Here is an 18,048-nt window from a genome sequence, read left to right as displayed (position 1 = left end):
AAGCAATATTTAGTAGTATTTATGTGGTTTCTTCCTAATAATCTCGACCCAGGTTTCGGGCCGCACGCGGGACAGACGAAGCCTCAAGATGACAGGCCCGGGCTGATCGGCAGCCGGGGCCGGCACTCACCACAGACCTAATTCCTTATCGGAGGATTCAGATGGCGAAGACCTACAGCGCGGGCGTCAAAGAGTACCGCGAGACCTACTGGATGCCCAACTACACGCCCAAGGACACCGACATTCTGGCGTGCTTCAAGATTATCCCCCAGGCCGGAGTCCCGCGTGAGGAGGCTGCAGCCGCGGTCGCCGCCGAGTCCTCCACCGGCACCTGGACCACGGTCTGGACCGACCTGCTCACCGACCTCGATCATTACAAGGGCCGCGCCTACGCCATCGAAGACGTGCCCGGCAACGACGACGCCTTCTACGCCTTTATCGCCTATCCGATCGACCTCTTCGAGGAAGGCTCGGTGGTCAACGTCTTCACCTCGCTGGTCGGTAACGTCTTCGGCTTCAAGGCCGTGCGCGCCCTGCGCCTCGAGGACGTGCGCTTCCCCATCGCCTACGTCATGACCTGCAACGGCCCGCCGCACGGCATCCAGGTCGAGCGCGACATGATGAACAAGTACGGCCGTCCGCTGCTCGGCTGCACCATCAAGCCCAAGCTGGGTCTCTCGGCCAAGAACTATGGCCGTGCGGTCTACGAGTGCCTGCGCGGCGGTCTCGACTTCACCAAGGACGACGAGAACGTCAACTCCCAGCCCTTCATGCGCTGGCGTCAGCGCTTCGACTTCGTCATGGACGCCATCGACAAGGCCGAGCGCGAGACCGGCGAGCGCAAGGGTCACTATCTGAACGTGACCGCGCCGACCCCGGAGGAGATGTACAAGCGTGCCGAGTACGCCAAGGAGATCGGCGCGCCCATCATCATGCACGACTACATCACCGGCGGCTTCTGCGCCAACACGGGCTTGGCCCAGTGGTGTCAGGACAACGGCATGCTGCTGCACATCCACCGCGCCATGCACGCCGTGCTCGACCGCAACCCGAACCATGGTATCCACTTCCGCGTGCTGACCAAGATCCTGCGTCTCTCGGGCGGCGACCACCTTCACACGGGCACCGTGGTCGGCAAGCTCGAGGGCGACCGCGAGTCGACCCTGGGCTGGATCGACCTGCTGCGCGAGTCCTATGTCAAGGAAGACCGCAGCCGCGGTATCTTCTTCGATCAGGACTGGGGCGCCATGCCAGGTGCCTTCGCGGTGGCCTCCGGTGGTATCCATGTCTGGCACATGCCGGCCCTGGTCACCATCTTCGGCGACGACGCCGTGCTGCAGTTCGGTGGCGGTACCCTCGGCCATCCCTGGGGCAATGCGGCCGGCGCCTGCGCCAACCGTGTCGCGCTCGAGGCCTGCGTCGAGGCGCGCAACCAGGGCGTCGCCATCGAGAAGGAAGGTAAAGAGGTTCTCACCAAGGCCGCCGCCTCCAGCCCGGAGCTCAAGGCCGCCATGGAGACCTGGAAGGAGATCAAGTTCGAGTTCGACACCGTCGACAAGCTGGACGTGTCGCATAAGTAAGAGTCGAACCGCAAAGGCGCAAAGGGCACGAAGGTTCTTTCAGCAGGTGCCTGCTGCGCTGAGCGGTCAATCGAGAACGACATCTCCGATTCCAACTGTTTCAACCGCCTGGGCTTGAAGGTTTCAGCGAATCAGTCATCAAAAGAGATCTTTGCGACCTTCGCGCCTTTGCGGTTCAAATTTCAGGTGCACATCAAATGAGCGAAATGCAGGACTACACCTCCAGTCTCGAAGACGTGAACAGCCGTAAGTTCGAGACCTTCTCCTATCTGCCGGCCATGGATCAGGAGCAGATCCGTAAGCAGGTCGAGTACATCATCTCCAAGGGCTGGAACCCGGCCGTCGAGCACACCGAGCCGGAGAACGCCTTCGATCATTATTGGTACATGTGGAAGCTGCCGATGTTCGGCGAGACCGACGTGGATACCGTCCTGGCCGAGGCCGAGGCCTGCCATAAGGCGCACCCCGACAACCACGTGCGTCTGATCGGCTTCGACAACTACGCCCAGTCCAAGGGCGCCGAGATGGTCGTCTTCCGCGGCAAGCCCGTCTAAGCACGAGGCATTCGACCGCGGCTAACGGAGCCCCTGCTTCCTGACATGAAGGGGCAGGGGCTTTGTTTTGCCGGCCGCCCGAGCCGGTAGGGTGGACAAGCGATAGGGCAGTCCACCAAGTTCCGTACCGGCGCCGGTGGACTGCGCTACGCTTGTCCACCCTACGAATGCGCGGCAAGCGAGGCCATCACACACCAAGCGCGCACGCCGCACCTTGAGATAGGACCTGCACTCATGTCAGACATCGATCGCGACCAATACCTGATTCAGCAAGAGCCCTACTATTGTCCAGTCCACAACGAAGTCGCCATGTACCAGGCGGCCTACGACGCGCGGATGCCGGTCATGCTCAAGGGGCCGACCGGCTGCGGTAAGACCCGCTTCGTCGAATACATGGCCTGGAAGCTCGGCAAGCCGCTCATCACCGTGGCCTGCAACGAGGACATGACCGCCTCCGACCTGGTCGGACGCTTCCTGCTCGACATCAACGGCACCAAATGGCAGGACGGTCCGCTCACCGTCGCCGCCCGCCTCGGCGCCATCTGCTATCTCGACGAGGTCGTCGAGGCCCGCCAAGACACCACGGTCGTCATCCACCCCCTGACCGACCACCGCCGCACCCTGCCGCTCGAGAAGAAGGGCGAGCTGGTCGAGGCACACCCGGACTTCCAGATCGTCATCTCCTACAACCCCGGCTATCAGAGCCTCATGAAGGACCTGAAGCAGTCCACCAAGCAGCGTTTCGGCGCGCTCGACTTCGACTACCCGACTGCCGAGATCGAGTCCGAGATCATCGCCCACGAGGGCGGGGTGGATCAGCCGACCGCCGAAAAGCTGGTCCAGATCGCCCACCGCAGCCGCAACCTTAAGGGCCACGGCCTCGACGAAGGCATGTCCACCCGACTCCTGGTCTACGCCGCCCAGCTCATCGCCCAGGGCGTCGAGCCCCAGTCCGCCGCCCAAATGGCCCTCGTCGGCCCGCTGACGGACGACCCGGACATGCGCGATACCTTGGACGCGGCCGTCAATACCTACTTCTGAGGAGCTTTGAACCGCAAAGGCGCGAAGGACGCAAAGGGAATTGAATTCTAGGAATGAGCCGAATCGGGAAATCGAGGAATTGGCGCACGCGACCATCGGTGCTGCGATCGAGGTGCATCGGTATCTTGGGCCTGGGTTTCTCGAAAGCGTCTATGAGGCAGCCTTAGCGGTCGAGCTACAAGGTCGAGGAATCGAGTATCAGCGCCAACTTGGTGTGGCTGTCGAATACAAGGGTGTGCTCGTTGGTGAAGGCAAGCTGGACTTGCTGGTAGGTCGCTCGTTGATTGTCGAGCTCAAGGCAGTCGATGCGCTATTGCCAATCCACAAGGCCCAGCTGCTCTCCTATCTCAAGACGCTCCGACACCCGCTTGGCCTCTTGATCAACTTCAAGGTCCAAGTACTTCGACAGGGTATTCAACGCGTGATCCTCTCCAATTAAGAATCTTTGCGCTCTTTGCGCCTTTGCGGTTCAAACTAAAGATGAGCATCGACTTCAGCGAATACCTTTCCTGTCTCAAAGCCGACCCAGAGCACGAGCACGCTCAGGCGCTGGAGTCGAGCTATCAAGAGGCTGCGCGTGTCATGTCCCCGCGGGGGCTCGAGCACTACCTCACCGGCATCAAGGCCATGTGCACCCTCAACAAGGGCCGCGACCTGGTCCTGACCTATGTCCAGGAGATGCCGGGGGTGGTCAAGGAGGTCGGCGAGGACATCATCCCGGACATCGTCAGCTCCCTGATGAAGCTGTCCTCCCACACCTCGGGGACGGTCATCACCCTGATGATGGCCAACATGCCCCTGGCCGCCAGCCGGCTGGGCGACTTCGAGGTGATGCGCGGCTATCTGAACCTGCTCCATCAGCTCGCCGGCAAGGCCCCGCGCGGTCTGCGGCCGATGATGGAGAACATGGACGAGCTGCTCTCCAAGCTGACCCTCGGCGGTCTCCGCCGCTGGGCGCTCTGGGGCGCTCAGGCGCATGCACGAGATCTCGATGGCCAGATGGCCTACTTCGGGCTACAGACCGAATCCTCGCGCTCGGTGCTCCAGAAGGAGCGGCGGGGGACCCTCTTCGTCGACAACCAGCGCAAGCTCAACTTCTATCTGCGCGCGCTCTGGGCGCGTGCCTTCTTCATGCGCCCGACCTCGGGCGACTATGAGTCGCGCACCGGCTTCAAGCCCTTCATCGAGGACTTTCAGATCCACCTGCCGGATGCCTTCGACGCCTGGCGCGGCATCTCGGGGATGGAGCTCTACCGCGCCGCCGCCGCCCACTGCGCCGCGCACATGGTCTATACCACCCAGCCCATGAGCGCCGAGCAGCTCAACCCGGTCCAGCGCATCTTCATCGAGCTGTTCGAGGATGCCCGCATCGAGGCGCTCGCCATCCGCGAGTTCCCGGGTCTCAAGAAGCTGTGGCTGCAGTTCTTCACCGCGCCGCCGGAGGAGGGAGAGTCTGCTCAGCTGCATCCGCTGCTCGACCTCATGATGCGCTTGGCGCGGGCCTTGTTAGACGCGGACTACAAGGACTCGGAGCCCTTGGTCGATGAAGCCGCGGCCGACTTCCGAAAGGCGCTGGACGAGCGGGCAGACGACAACCGCATCAGCTGGCTCGCCGGCGTGGACTTCTACAACCGCGCCATCCAGGTCGCCGCCGTCCCTAGCCTGCGCGTGCTCGAAGACATGCCGCTTCCTTATCGGGACGACAACGATTGCGTCTGGGATTTCGACGAGAACCTCTTCGTCACCCGTGGCGTGGACTATCTGCCGGCCTCACAGCAGCAGGTGCGGCGCAACGTCAGCGTCCTGGAGATGGTCAACGAGCTCGACTGCGAGCTGGCCGGCGACGATGCCCAGGAGATCTGGACCCTCTCGACCCCCTTCTGGCTGGACCAGGAGGCCTGCACCATCAACGAGCTGGAGGGCAAGGAGCCGGTCTCCGAGCCCTACCACTACCAGGAGTGGGACTATCACGTTCAGCTCTACCGGCCGGACTGGGCGACCATCCTCGAGCGCCGTCAGGGCCGTGGCGATCCGGAGCTGATGGACGAGATCCTCACCAAGCACAAGCCGGTCGCGAGCCGCATCCGCCACCTGATCGACGCGCTCCAGCCGCAAGGCATCGTGCGCCGGCGCGGCTACGAGGAAGGCGAGGAGCTGGACCTGAATGCCGCCGTGCGCGCCATGATCGACATCCGCCGCGGCGTCATGCCGGACCCGCGCATCAACATCCGCATCAACAGGCACATCCGCGACCTCTCCATCGTGGTGCTCATGGACCTGTCCGAGTCCACCAACGAGAAGATCGGCGTCAAGGAAGGCGAGCCCGGCTATGAGGAGGCCTCCAGCATTCTCGACCTCACCCGCGAGTCCACCGGTCTGCTGGCCTGGGCCATCGACTCCATCGGCGACAACTTCGCCGTGCACGGCTTCGCCTCGGATGGCCGCCACGACGTCCAGTACTACCGCTTCAAGGACTTCAACCAGCCCTATGACGACGATGCCAAGTCGCGCATGGCCGGCATGAAGGGCGGTCTCTCCACCCGCATGGGCGCGGCACTCCGCCACGCCGGCTGGCACCTCACCCAGCAGCCGGCCCAGAAACGCCTGGTCCTGCTCGTCACCGACGGCGAGCCCGCCGACATCGACGAGCGCGACCCGCAGTACCTGAGGCACGACGCCAAGAAGGCGGTCGAGGACCTGCGCATGCGCGGTATCCACACCTACTGTCTGACCCTGGATCCGGACGCCGACCGCTACGTCGCCCGCATCTTCGGCGAGAACGGCTACTCCATCGTCGACCAGGTCGAGCGGCTGCCCGAGCGGCTGCCTGCGGTGTTTGCGGCGCTGACGGGCTAGGAGCGGGTCTCGTTCAGATCGAACGATTGGAACCGCAAGGGAGCGAAGGGCATTCGAGCTCCTGCGCGGGGCCGCTGGGAGGGTCGGCCTCCAGGTCGACCAGAAGCCGCAAGCTGAGCCAGTGGTGGTCTCTGCACTTCGCGCGCGTCATTTGGCCTTTCGTCAGGCAGTTGCAAGTGCGGCGCTCGAGGCTCTCGCCGTACCCTGATCCCGTCCCACCCGACGTCGGTCGATTTGTGCGAACCGCACGATTTGACTAGCCTACCGGCAGGCTTAACGGCAATTAGGGCGGCTTAGTCATGCAAACCATGTCGGCCAACGAGGCCGAGATCCACTTCGGAGAGCTCCTCGACCGAGCCCAGCGTGAGCCCGTGCGTGTGATGCGTCACGCCCGCGTGGTCGGCGTTCTGGTCAGCGCGCAGGACTATGAAGACATGCGCGCCTTCTACGCTAACCGTCTGCGGCACCGCATGGATGAGGCTGCCGAGGCGGCGAGTCGCGCCGGGCTAACGCCGGAGACACTGGACGACCTGCTCAGCGATGAGAGTTGAGTCCGGCCGGCGGGCGACCTATCGGTTGGTCATCGACACCAATGTCTGGATCAGCGGCGCGCTCAATCCGGCCGGGGCGCCTGGACGACTAACCAGACTGGCCCTTGCGGCGGGCGTGCCGATCTTCTCGCCCGATACCTTCGCCGAGCTCGAAACCCGGTTGATGAAACCGAAGTTCGATCGCTATGTCAGTCGGGAGCTGCGCCAGGGCATCCTGCACGACCTCGGCGCTGCGGCCGACTGGGTGGAAATCCCGGCGAGCCTGGCGACCCAAACCTATTGTCGGGACCCCGACGACGACAAGTTCATTCACACAGCCTTGGCGGCCCGGGCATCCTGGATCGTATCTGGAGATCAGGATCTGCTCGACCTCTCGGTCACCGCAGTCCCAGACGTCCGCATTGTGACGCCCGCGGATGCGCTCGACCTCTTGCCCTTTGCTGTTGGGAGCTGACCGCGAAAGGGGGGGCACGAAAGGGGGGCAGGTCTCGAATTGTTGCATCCTCGGATAGAGGCGGTTGTCGTTTTGTTGCGCACTGCTCTCGCGACGATTCGGGACCTGACCCTAAATCCGCGATGCACCACCCGATCGCCCCCAAGATCGACCCAAGATTGACTGCGTGTTCAAGGCCCTGCTGGGGTCGGAGTCCAATCGTGCGTTCTTGGTGCATTTCCTCAATGCGATCCTCGGCCCGGATCTGGGTGCCCCCATTACCCAGGTCGACATCCTCAACACTTACAACGACAGGCGTCGATCATCGTTTCGGCCAGTTGTCTCCCGAGAGGGTGGACAAGCGCAGAGACTGTGAAGAAATTCTGCGTAGGTTGGGCTGAGGTACGAAGCCCAACATGGCGGCTAGCCTAACGCTCTGATTGTTGGGCCTCCTGCGTCGGCCCAACCTACAGCAATCTGCGATCTTCGCGGTGCGCTTGGATTACTCTCACAGTCTCGCAGCGCAGTCCACCTGCTGCGGGATACCGGGCCAATCGATGATCGACGCCCGCAGCTCAGCTTCGCGAGTCTGAGAGGTCGTTTGAACCTAGATCCGGCGCTTGGGCGGCCTCCACCCGGCGGGTGAGCCAGCAGGACGCCCCGATCTTGAAAGTGATCAAGGCCTTGCATGAAGCGCAAAGCGGTCAACCGCCGGACCTAGGTTGAAAGACCTCGAGCGACTATAGTCGCCCTTGGCGCTGGCGAGAGGACGAATGAATGCGCCCCGACAGCAGGGGGCGCACTATTCAGACACCTCTGAGTGCACCGGCCTTTCAGGGAGATGGTCCTGGCGAGGATCCCTCCAGCGTGGCGATGGCTTTGGAGCGACGTCTGCGAGCGAAATGGATAACCGTCACGGCTTGGAATTTGCCGCCAGCGGGCCGCGACGCGGGGTACACTGGCTTTCGCAGTCCATCCGTTGGCCTGGAAACCATGACAGGCTGCCTTCAACTTCGACCGAGCAGTTAGCTTGCGGCCGTCAGCCTTCGGCGAAGCGAAATCGGCGACTTGGCGGATTCTTCCACCGGTCAGCGGCTCACCCGTCGGGTGAGCGATCCGAAAGCCGAAAAGCAGCTCCAGGACAAGGCTTTAAGCTGACTGCTGATAGCTGGCAGCTCTGCCTAGGCTCAACCGGATGTCGATCGGAGCCCAAGCTCCCCCAACCAAACGAGCATCCAAGATGTCCAGCGCAAACCCGAACGGGGACGGCAAGGCGCCTAAGGCAGACGACAGCGCCCAGAGCCAACGGCCGCCCGAGCACCCCCCCGCTAGCGAGCCTGCCGCCGCATCTGAGGGCGAGCCCGGCCCCCAAGCCCCCCTTACAGTCGTGGGCATCGGCGCCTCGGCGGGCGGTCTGGCGGCCTTCGAGGCGTTTTTCTCGGCCATTCCGCAGGACCTGCCGACCGGTATGGCCTTCGTGCTCGTGCAGCATCTCGCGCCCGATCACAAGAGCGTCCTGACCGACCTGGTCCGGCGCTACACCCGCATGGAGGTGCAGGAGGTCGAGGACGGGGTGAGCATCAGGCCAGATTGCGCCTACATCATCCCGCCCGGTCTCGACATGGCCCTGTTCAACGGCAAGCTGCACCTGCTCGAGCCCAGCGCGCCGCGCGGATTGCGTCTGCCGATCGACTTCTTCTTCCGCTCCCTGGCCGACGACCAGCATGAGCGGGCCATCTGCGTGGTGCTCTCCGGGACGGGCAGCGACGGCACCCTGGGGGCGCGCGCCATCAAGGGCGAGGGCGGACTGGTGATGGTCCAAAGTCCGACCACGGCCGCCTATGACGGCATGCCGCGCAGCGTCATCGCCACCGGGCTGGCCGATCTGGTGCTGCCGCCCGGGGAGATGCCCGAGCGGCTCATGGCCTACCTGACGCACGCCTTCGGCAAGCGGCCGGTCGCCGAGTCCCCAGCCGTCAAGAGCGAGGATGCCCTGACCAAGATCTGTCTGCTGCTGCGCGACGCCACCCGGCACGACTTCTCCCAATACAAGCAGAGCACCCTGGTGCGCCGCATCGAGCGGCGCATGGCCCTGCAGCAGATCGACCGCCAGCACGACTATGTCCGCTACCTGCAGCGCGAGCCCGGCGAGACGCAGGCGCTCTTCCGCGACCTGCTGATCGGGGTCACCAGCTTCTTTCGCGATCCGGAGGCCTTCGCCGTCTTGCAGGCCGAGGTCATCCCCAGGCTGTTCGCCGCCAAGCCGGCGGGCAGCACCCTACGGGTCTGGGTGTGCGGCTGCTCCTCCGGCGAAGAGGCCTATTCCATCGCCATCCTGGTGCAGGAGCACCTGGACGCCCTCCAGCCGCCTCTTCAGGTGCAGATCTTCGCCACCGACGTGGATGCGCAAGCCATCGGCCGGGCGCGCACCGGCGCCTATCCGGCCAGTATCGCCGCGGATGTCTCTCCCGAGCGGCTGAAACGCTTCTTCACCTTGGACGAGGAGGCCGGCGTCTATCGCATCCAGCGGGTGATCCGAGACCTGCTGGTGTTCTCCGAGCAGGACCTCATCCGCGATCCGCCCTTCTCGCGGATCGATCTCATCAGCTGCCGCAACCTGCTGATCTATCTGAACGGGGACCTGCAGCGCAAGCTCATCCCCCTGTTTCACTACGCCCTCAATCCCCACGGCGTGCTCTTCCTGGGCAGCTCGGAGAGCATCGGCGACGCCCTGACGCGCTTCACGCCCCTGGATCGCAAGTGGAAGCTCTATGGGCGTCTGGAGACTAGCGACATACCCGCGCCGCTGGGCGATCCGGCCACGCTGGCGCGCCCGGACATGGAGACGCTGCCGTCCGGTCCGGCCGCGCCTCAGGCGCCGGACGCCGACCTGCGGGCAGTCACCCAGGGCGCGCTCCTGCAGCACTTCAGCGCTGCCGGGCTGCTGATCAACGCCAAGGGCGACATCAGTTATATCCACGGGCGCACGGGGCTCTATCTCGAGCCGGCCGCCGGCACGGCGAGCATGAATGTCTTCCAGATGGCCCGCGAGGGGCTGCAGCGCCCATTGACGACGGCGCTGCAGCGCGCGGTCGCGCGACAGGACAGCGCCGAGGCGCTCGGGCTGAAGGTCAAGACGAACGGCGATTTCACCCGCATCGACCTCTTCATCCACCCGGTGAGGCGATCGCGGCGCACGGATGCGAGCGACACCCGCGCCGAGCGCTACCTCATCGTCTTTCAGGAGGCGAGCGCGGCGGACCCGGAGACCCTGCCAGCCGGCGGCGAGGACGCGAGGGCGCCAGCCGACCCCCAGCGCGACCGGCGCATCGCCGAGCTGGAGCAGGAGCTGCGCGCCAAGGAGGAGTATCTGCAGACGACGCTCGAGGAGATGGAGACCTCCAACGAGGAGCTGAAGTCGACCAACGAGGAGATGCAGTCGGTCAACGAAGAGCTCCAATCCACGAACGAGGAGCTGGAGACCTCCAAGGAAGAGCTGCAATCCGTCAACGAGGAGCTGTCGACCGTCAACGCCGAGCTGCAGCAGAAGGTCGCCGACCTCTCGCGCGCCAACGACGACATGAACAACCTGCTCGCCGGCACCGGCGTGGCCACCCTCTTCGTCGACGATCAGCTGCGCATCAGCCGCTTCACGCCGGCCATGACCCAGATCATCAAGCTCATCCCGAGCGACATCGGCCGACCAGTGGGGGATCTGGTGTCCAACCTGGTGGACTACACTGACCTTGTGGATGACATCGAGGGCGTGCTGCGCACCTTGGCGACCAGGGAGAAAGCGGTCCAGACCCAGGACGGGACCTGGTTCCTCATGCGCATCGGGCCCTACCGCACCCTGGCCAACGTCATCGAGGGCGCTGTCATGACCTTCGTCGACATCTCCAGCCGCAAGCACATGGAGGAGGAGCTGCGCAGCGCCCGCGCCATCGCGGAGGGCGTGGTGGATGCCGTGCGCGAGCCCTTGGTGGTGCTGGATCCGGATACGGTCATCGTCTCCGCCAACCGCAGCTTCTATCGCCACTTCCAGGTCACCGAGCGCGAAACCCTGGGCAAGCCGCTGTGCGACCTGGGCAGCGGCCAATGGAACGTCCCGGCGCTGCGCGCGCTGCTGGGCAAGCTCGCGCAACCGGGCGCGAGCTTCGACGACTACCGCATCGAGCACGACTTCCCCAGACTCGGACGGCGCGTCATGCAGCTCAATGCACGGCGTCTGCCGCCGATCGGCGGTCAGTCCGGGGCCATCCTGCTCGCCTTCGAAGACCTGACGCAGCGCGTGCATGCGGACATGGATGCCCCTTCGGAGCCCGATAGCACACCGGATAGCACACCGTCTCATGGAGGAGCGCATGACAGGGCCGACGAATGACAGCCGACACCCTGGCGCGGCGCCGACGCACGACGCCGCGACCGGGCCGGCGTCCAGCCTGCGCGAGCGCGCCGAGGCGCACCTGCGCGGCGCCGTGGAGGCACCGGCCGAGCCCCTGAGCCTGGAGGACGCGCGTCAGCTCGTCCACGAGCTGCGCGTCCATCAGGTCGAGCTGGAGCTGCAAAACGAGGAGCTGCGCACCGCCCAGGCGGAGCTGGAGGCCTCGCGCGCACGCTACTTCGATCTCTATGACCTGGCCCCGATCGGCTATCTCACCCTCACCGAGACCGGCATGATCGCCGAGGCCAACCTGGCCGCCGCCAACCTGCTCGGCGCCCCGCGCACCCAGTTGATCGGCCAACCGCTCTCCGGCTTCATCCACGCCGACGACCAGGATGTCTTCTACGCCTCCCGTCGACGCCAGCACACCATGCCGCAGCTGCAGCCACAGCCGCAGCCGTGCGAGCTGCGGCTGGCCGCCAACGAGGCGGCGACACGCTGGGTGCACATGGAGGCGAGTCTCGTTCAGGATCCGGCCGCAGCCCGCGCCCTGTGGCGGGTGATGCTCAGCGACATCACGGCCCGCAAAGCGGACGAGGCCGAGCTGGCGCGACATCGCAGCCATCTCGAAGCGCTCGTCCAGGAGCTGGTGGCCTCCCGCACGGAGCTGCTCAGTAGCGCGCTCGACGCGGCACAGGCCGCGGATCGGGCCAAGAGCCGCTTCCTGGCCAATATGAGCCATGAGATTCGCACGCCCTTGAACGCCATCATCGGCTTCGATGAGCTGCTGCTGCGGGAGACGGCGGATGCGCGCACGCGCGACAAGCTCGGCAAGATCGGCAACGCCGCCAGACATCTGCTGCAGCTCATCGAGGAGATCCTCGACTTCTCCAAGATCGAGGCCGATCAGGTCAGTTTGGCGGTCGAGCCGCTGTCGCCGGCGACCCTGCTCGCGCACTGCATCGGGCTCTTGGACGCGCAGGCGAAGGCGAAGGGGCTGCGCTTCGTGCAGGAGGTGGATCCCGCGCTGCCGCCGCAACTGCTCGGCGATGCGCAGCGCCTCGCCCAGGTGCTGCTCAACTTCGCCGGCAACGCCGTCAAATTCTCCAACCAAGGCCGCATCTGGCTGCGCGCCCTGCTGGAGGCGGACGAGGGCGATACCCTGCGCTTGCGCCTGGAGGTCGAGGACCAAGGCATCGGCCTGACGGAGGCCGAGCAGCAGCGCATCTTCGCCCCCTTTGCGCAGGCGGATGATTCCATCACCCGCCGCTACGGCGGGACCGGTCTGGGTCTGGCGATCGTCAAGCGCCTGGCCGAGCGGATGGGCGGCGCGGTCGGGGTCGTCAGTCGCCCCGGCCAGGGCAGCCGCTTTTGGATGACCGTGCCCCTGCGCAAGGCCCAGCCTGGCGCCGCGCCAGTGTCCGCCGACCCGGCAACGGAGCCGCGCTTCACGGCGCCCTTCCTCTATGAGCGGGGCGCGGGGCAACGCATCCTGGTCGTCGAGGACGAGCCGACCAGCCAAGCCGTCGCGGAGGAGATGCTCCAAGCCCTGGGTTACAACGTCGATATCGCCGACGACGGCCTGATCGCCCTGAGCATGGCTCGCGAGCAGACCTACGACTTGATCTTGATGGACATGCAGATGCCGGTCATGGACGGGCTGGAGGCCGCGCGCGCCATTCGCCAACTGCCGGAGCATGCCGCGCTGCCCATCGTCGCCATGACCGCCAACGCCTTCGAGGAGGATCGCCGCCTCTGCATCGAGGCCGGCATGAGCGACTTCCTCGCCAAGCCGGTGAGGCTGGCACGGCTGAGCGCCGTGCTGCGCCGCTGGCTGTCAGGGTAGACGTAGGGTGGACAAGCGCAGCGCAGTCCACCAATGCCGGCGGCGGATTCGCTGGACTTGGCTTCCGCTCGTTCACCCTAAGGTAGACCACGGGCCGGGCGTCTGATGCGTCCGGATTCGCGCGCACGGAGAAGCTGAATACCCCAAGTCAACTGGCTAATTGGCGCGGATGCCTGATCGAACGCACATGAATGGACACCGCCATGACAGATCGACAACCGCATCAGGAGACCCACGGCGACGCCGTCGCGCCCTCGCGATCCGTCCGAGACGCGGATGCGACGCTGAGGCAGCGTGCCGAGCGACGCCTTGGCGAGCACAGCGCCGCCGTCGGCTCGGCGACGCCCGAGGAGCTCGCGCGGCTCGTGCAGGAGCTGCGTGTCCACCAGGTCGAGCTGCAGCTGCAAAACGAGGAGCTGCGCACCGCCCAGACTGAGCTGGAGACCTCGCGGGCGTGCTATTTCGGGCTCTACGACCTGGCCCCCGTGGGCTATCTGACCCTCACCGAGCGCGGCCTGATCAGCCAGGCCAACCTGGCGGCGGCGAAGCTGCTGGGCGCACCGCGTCAGGCACTCATCCGACGGCCACTCTCCGAATGGGTCGAGGCCGAGGATCAGGACGACTACTATCGCTGCCGCCGCCAGGTGCGCGAGGCACAGCCCCAGACGATCTGCGAGCTGCGCATCAGGCGCCCGGACGGATCCAACGCCTGGATCGCACTGAGCCTGTCGCTCGAGCCCGCGTCCGAGACATCTCAGGCGCGATATCTCGCCGTCCTGCACGACATCGACGCCCACAAAAGGCTCGAGGCCCTGCAGCGCGAGGAGGCCGAGCGCAAGGAGGACTTTCTCGCCCTGCTCGGTCACGAGCTGCGCAACCCGCTTGCCGCGATCCGCAACGTGGCCGAGGTGCTCCAAAGCAGCGAGGCGCTGCTCCCGAGACGGTTCGTGCCCATGACGGCGATCCTGATGCGTCAATCCGGTCAGCTGGGACGCCTGGTCGACGATCTGCTCGACGTTTCGCGGATCAACCGCGGTCGCCTCCAGCTCGCGCGCACGCCCATCGACCTGCGTGACTGCGCACTGAGCGCCCTGGAGCAAGTGCGCGCCCAAGTGGATGCCATGGACCAACGCCTCGAGGTCGATCTGCCCGCGTCACCCACGCCCCTGAACGGCGATGCGGTGCGCCTGACCCAGGTCATCGTCAACCTGCTGCGCAACGCCAGCGAGCTGAGTCCGCCGGGGGCGCCGATCGTCCTGGCCCTGAATCGGGCCGACGACGCGGCCGTGATCGAGGTGCGCGACCAGGGCGCCGGACTGGCGCCGGAGTCCTTGGAGCAGATCTTCGATCCCGTCTTGCGGGGCAGCGCGGGGGCCGGCGCAGGCCTCGGCATGGGGCTCGCCCTGGTCAGGGCGCTCGTCCAGCTCCACGGCGGCAGGGTCGAGGCGGTCAGTCCAGGTCTCGGCCAGGGCAGCACCTTCCGCGCACGTCTGCCCTGCGAGGCGCTGCGGCCAGCCCGGCCGCCGACGCGGGCGGCGCAGATGCCCTGTCCGGCGCATCGCATCCTCCTGGTCGAGGACGACCCGGATGTCGCGAGAAGCTGCGCCTTACTGTTGGAGGTCATGGGCCAAAGGGTCGAGCGGGCCGCGGACGGGCGCAGCGCACTCGCGCTCCTGGAGCCCTTCCGTCCAGACCTGATCTTGCTCGACCTGGGACTGCCCGACATGGATGGCTTCGAGGTCGCGCGCCGTCTGCGCGGCACGCCGAGCGGACGCGCCGCGCGGCTCGTGGCCCTGACCGGCTGGGGACAGCCAGCGGATATCGCCCGCACAGAGGCAGCGGGCTTCGACGCGCATCTCACCAAGCCCATCGCCCAGGAGACCCTGAGGCAGTTGCTGACGGGCGTCGCGGGAGGCGCACCCCATGATGACAGGAGTGCCGCGACAGGAGCGTCCCATGCGCCGAGGCGATGAGCCCGAGGAGCCCGATGAGCTTGCCCAGGACCGCTCGACGGTAGAGCAGACCGCGTCGCGCCTGCGCGCACGCGCCGAGCGCCGGCTCGGCGGGACGTCGCCAGGAGGTGCGCCGAGCACGCTCGCCGAGGCCGCGCAACTGCTGCATGAGCTGCACGTCCATCGGATCGAGCTCGAGCTGCAGAACGAGGAGCTGCGCCGCGCCCAGGCCGAGCTCGAGGCGTCGCGCGCGCGCTATTTCGACCTCTACGACCTGGCGCCCGTCGGCTATTTGAGCCTGAGCGAGGCGGGGCTCATCGAAGAGGCCAACCTTGCCGCCGCGGCGCTGCTGTCGACACCACGGGCGGCCTTGCTCGGTCAGCCGTTCTCGCGCTTCCTCTGCGATGAGGATCGCGCCCTCCACTACGGCTGCCTGCGGGCGTTGCGCTCGACCGGCGCCCAGCAGCGCTGCGAGCTGCGGCTTGCCGGCGGGGAGGGGCCGCCGATCTGGGTCCTCGCGGAGGCGGCCCCAGCGCCCCAAGGCCCTTCCGGCGAGGCACGCTGGCGCAGCGTGCTGATCGACATCACCACGCGCAAGCACGACGAGCAGGCCCTGTCCGACGCCCAAGCCCGCTTGCGCCTGGCGGCCGATGTCGCCGAGCTGACGTTCGCGGAATGGGATCCGCGCCGCGACCAGCTCATGCCGTCATCCAGCATGCGCGAGCCCCCTGAGCCGGCCATGACCTTGGAGGGCTGGGGCGACAGGATCCACCCCGAAGACCGTCCACGGGTCATCGCCGCCATTCGCGCTTTCGCCCGCAGCCGCGTCGACACGGCGGAGCTGCAATACCGCGTGCGTCATAACGCCGACGGCTACCGTTGGAACCTCACGCGGCTCGAGACCCTCGGACAGCCCGACGGACAGCTCGAGCGGGTTCTGCTGGTGCATCAGGACGTCACCCTTCGCAAGCAGAGCGAGGACCGCGCGGTCTACATGGCCCAGCACGATCCCTTGACCGGTCTCCCATCGCGTGCGCTGCTCGATCAGCTCGCGGCGCACATGATTGCGGGAGCCGAGCGCGCGGGCACGCAGTTGGCCGTGCTCTTCTTCGACCTCGACCGCTTCAAGGCCGTCAACGACCTGCTCGGACATGAGGCGGGCGACCAGCTGCTGCAGGCGGTCGCCCAACGCCTCCGGACCAGCTTCCGCGCCGAGGACCTGGTCTCCCGCCTGGGCGGCGATGAGTTCGTCGTGGTCATGGCCAACATTCCCGACGCGGAGGAAGCCGCGCGCGCGGCCCGCCAGGCCATCGCGACACTGGCGCGCCCCTACGACATCGACGGACAACCCTTGCCCTGTGCCGCAAGCCTCGGGATCAGCCTCTTCCCGCGTGATGGACGCACGCTGGGCACGCTGATGCAGCGGGCGGACCTGGCGATGTATCAGGCCAAACAGATGGGCTCGGGGCGTTATCAGTTCGTGACCGAGGCGCTCAACCGCAAGGTCGAGACGACCGCCCGGCTCGAGCAGCAGCTGCGCCAGGCCGTCGCGGACCATGAGCTGCGGCTGGTCTATCAGCCGATGGTCGACATCGCCAGCGGCCGGGTGGCTGGCGTCGAGGCGCTCCTGCGATGGCCGCAGCCGCGGGGCACGCCAATCCCTCCCGCCACCTTCGTCCCCATGGCCGAAGCCATCCATGTCATCCATGAGATCGGCCAGTGGGTGGTGCGCGAGGCGGTCCGCCAGCAGGCCCTCTGGCGAGAGGCGCGGCTGCCGAGGATCCCGATCTCGGTCAATGTCTCGAGCCATCAGCTCTATCATCCGCGCTTCCTCCCCGAGCTGGCCGCGCTCATCCGCGAGCTGGATGCGGATCCGAGCGCGCTGTCCATGCAGGTCAGCGAGGCCGCGCTGCTCGAAAGCCCGAGCAGCGCGAAACGCCTGCTGAGCGGGCTGAAGGCACTCGGCATCGCACTGGTGATGGACGACTTCGGCCTCGGTTGCTCGAGCCTCTGCCAGCTCGAGGACTTTCCGCTGGATGGTCTGGCGGTCAACCGCGTCCTGTTCGAGCGCCTGCATACCGGGTCCACCATGCCCGCCGTCATGGACGTCATCGTCCATCTGGGTCAGGCGCTGAAGCTCCCGGTCACCGCGGTCGGGATCGAAAGCCAGGCCGACCTGAGCTTCGTCCGCGCGCACCAGTGCAGTCTGGCACAGGGCGACTATCTCGGCGCCCCCATGTCCGGGGACGAGTTTGTCGCCTGGTACGGGCGCTATTCCGGGCTCCCCCATTCGGAATTTCACGCGCCCCATTGATCCGTGAAGACCCATTGAACTGCGAATCCGAGTGGCGGTTTCCGCCGTGTCCATTCTGGCGCAGGTGCCCGGGTGCTTCCCCGCAAGCCTCCGTCAGGTAGCGACGTCAGCCTAGAAAGAGCTGCCAGCCGCCAGCAGCCAGCTTAGAGCTTTGTTTTGGAGCTGCTGTCAGGTCTTCTCCGGGTCACCCAAGGGGTGAGCGGCTGGCCGGCCAGAAAATCCGGCGACTGTATGATGTCCTCCGCTGGCCGCTGGCCGCTGACTGCTCCAACGCTGCCGGCCAGGGAAGCGCAAAGCGCGAGGCCGGTAGTCCCGGGTAGGCGTGTGCGCGTGCGTATTGCCGTAATGACGAAGGACGTGAGTCCTTCGTCGTGCAGGCAATATGCAAAGCGCAGTCACACACGCCGTAGAGTCATTCGTCGTAGGGTCGTGCGTAGCCCGAGTGCGCCAACGGCGCTACTCGAGGCGGAACAGCGACCCGGAGCGGGACGGCCCGGGCTGAGAAGGTTGTCGCCCTGCGCGAGTCCCGTCGGCGAG

Annotated in this window: 11 protein-coding genes and 1 pseudogene; all 12 read left to right on the top strand. The window is 66.0% G+C overall.

What is annotated here, in order from left to right:
- Positions 1-161 precede the first annotated feature (161 nt).
- The 12 genes and pseudogenes from G3446_RS18135 to G3446_RS18080 all read left to right on the top strand — a co-directional run bounded on the left by G3446_RS18135 (position 162) and on the right by G3446_RS18080 (position 17,511).
- A complete protein-coding gene (locus G3446_RS18135) occupies positions 162-1,580 on the top strand; it encodes a form I ribulose bisphosphate carboxylase large subunit (RefSeq protein WP_164454247.1) in 1,419 nt (472 codons plus the stop codon).
- 197 nt (positions 1,581-1,777) lie between these two features.
- The gene (locus G3446_RS18130; protein ID WP_164454246.1) at positions 1,778-2,134 is read left to right on the top strand and encodes a ribulose bisphosphate carboxylase small subunit; all 357 of its coding nucleotides are present in this window, start codon (positions 1,778-1,780) and stop codon (positions 2,132-2,134) included.
- A gap of 234 nt (positions 2,135-2,368) precedes the next feature.
- On the top strand, positions 2,369-3,175 hold the full coding sequence (locus G3446_RS18125; protein WP_164454245.1) for a CbbQ/NirQ/NorQ/GpvN family protein: 807 nt from the start codon (positions 2,369-2,371) through the stop codon (positions 3,173-3,175).
- A 40-nt stretch (positions 3,176-3,215) separates the two neighbouring features.
- On the top strand, positions 3,216-3,614 hold the full coding sequence (locus G3446_RS18120) for a GxxExxY protein (RefSeq protein WP_164454244.1): 399 nt from the start codon (positions 3,216-3,218) through the stop codon (positions 3,612-3,614).
- A 41-nt stretch (positions 3,615-3,655) separates the two neighbouring features.
- On the top strand, positions 3,656-6,031 hold the full coding sequence (locus tag G3446_RS18115) for a nitric oxide reductase activation protein NorD (RefSeq protein ID WP_164454243.1): 2,376 nt from the start codon (positions 3,656-3,658) through the stop codon (positions 6,029-6,031).
- A gap of 299 nt (positions 6,032-6,330) precedes the next feature.
- On the top strand, positions 6,331-6,582 hold the full coding sequence (locus G3446_RS18110; RefSeq protein WP_164454242.1) for a type II toxin-antitoxin system Phd/YefM family antitoxin: 252 nt from the start codon (positions 6,331-6,333) through the stop codon (positions 6,580-6,582).
- The gene (locus G3446_RS18105; RefSeq protein ID WP_164454241.1) at positions 6,572-7,036 is read left to right on the top strand and encodes a putative toxin-antitoxin system toxin component, PIN family; all 465 of its coding nucleotides are present in this window, start codon (positions 6,572-6,574) and stop codon (positions 7,034-7,036) included. The genes G3446_RS18110 and G3446_RS18105 overlap by 11 nt, the downstream gene beginning before the upstream one ends.
- Before the next feature lie 115 nt (positions 7,037-7,151).
- Positions 7,152-7,331 (top strand): annotated as a pseudogene (locus tag G3446_RS18100) (PD-(D/E)XK nuclease family transposase); the annotation flags it as partial.
- A gap of 924 nt (positions 7,332-8,255) precedes the next feature.
- Positions 8,256-11,399, top strand: coding sequence for a chemotaxis protein CheB (locus G3446_RS18095; protein ID WP_164454240.1), 3,144 nt, complete (start codon positions 8,256-8,258; stop codon positions 11,397-11,399).
- Positions 11,380-13,245, top strand: coding sequence for an ATP-binding protein (locus G3446_RS18090; RefSeq protein ID WP_164454239.1), 1,866 nt, complete (start codon positions 11,380-11,382; stop codon positions 13,243-13,245). The genes G3446_RS18095 and G3446_RS18090 overlap by 20 nt, the downstream gene beginning before the upstream one ends.
- 203 nt (positions 13,246-13,448) lie before the next feature.
- A complete protein-coding gene (locus G3446_RS18085; RefSeq protein WP_164454238.1) occupies positions 13,449-15,218 on the top strand; it encodes a hybrid sensor histidine kinase/response regulator in 1,770 nt (589 codons plus the stop codon).
- Positions 15,202-17,511 (top strand): putative bifunctional diguanylate cyclase/phosphodiesterase, encoded by a 2,310-nt coding sequence (locus G3446_RS18080; protein ID WP_164454237.1) that lies wholly within the window; start codon positions 15,202-15,204, stop codon positions 17,509-17,511. Before G3446_RS18085 ends, G3446_RS18080 begins: the two co-directional genes overlap by 17 nt.
- Positions 17,512-18,048: the final 537 nt, after the last annotated feature.

It is taken from the genome of Thiorhodococcus minor (assembly GCF_010820565.1).
Taxonomy (GTDB): Bacteria; Pseudomonadota; Gammaproteobacteria; order Chromatiales; family Chromatiaceae; genus Thiorhodococcus; species Thiorhodococcus minor.
This window is presented reverse-complemented; position numbering and strand designations above follow the sequence as displayed.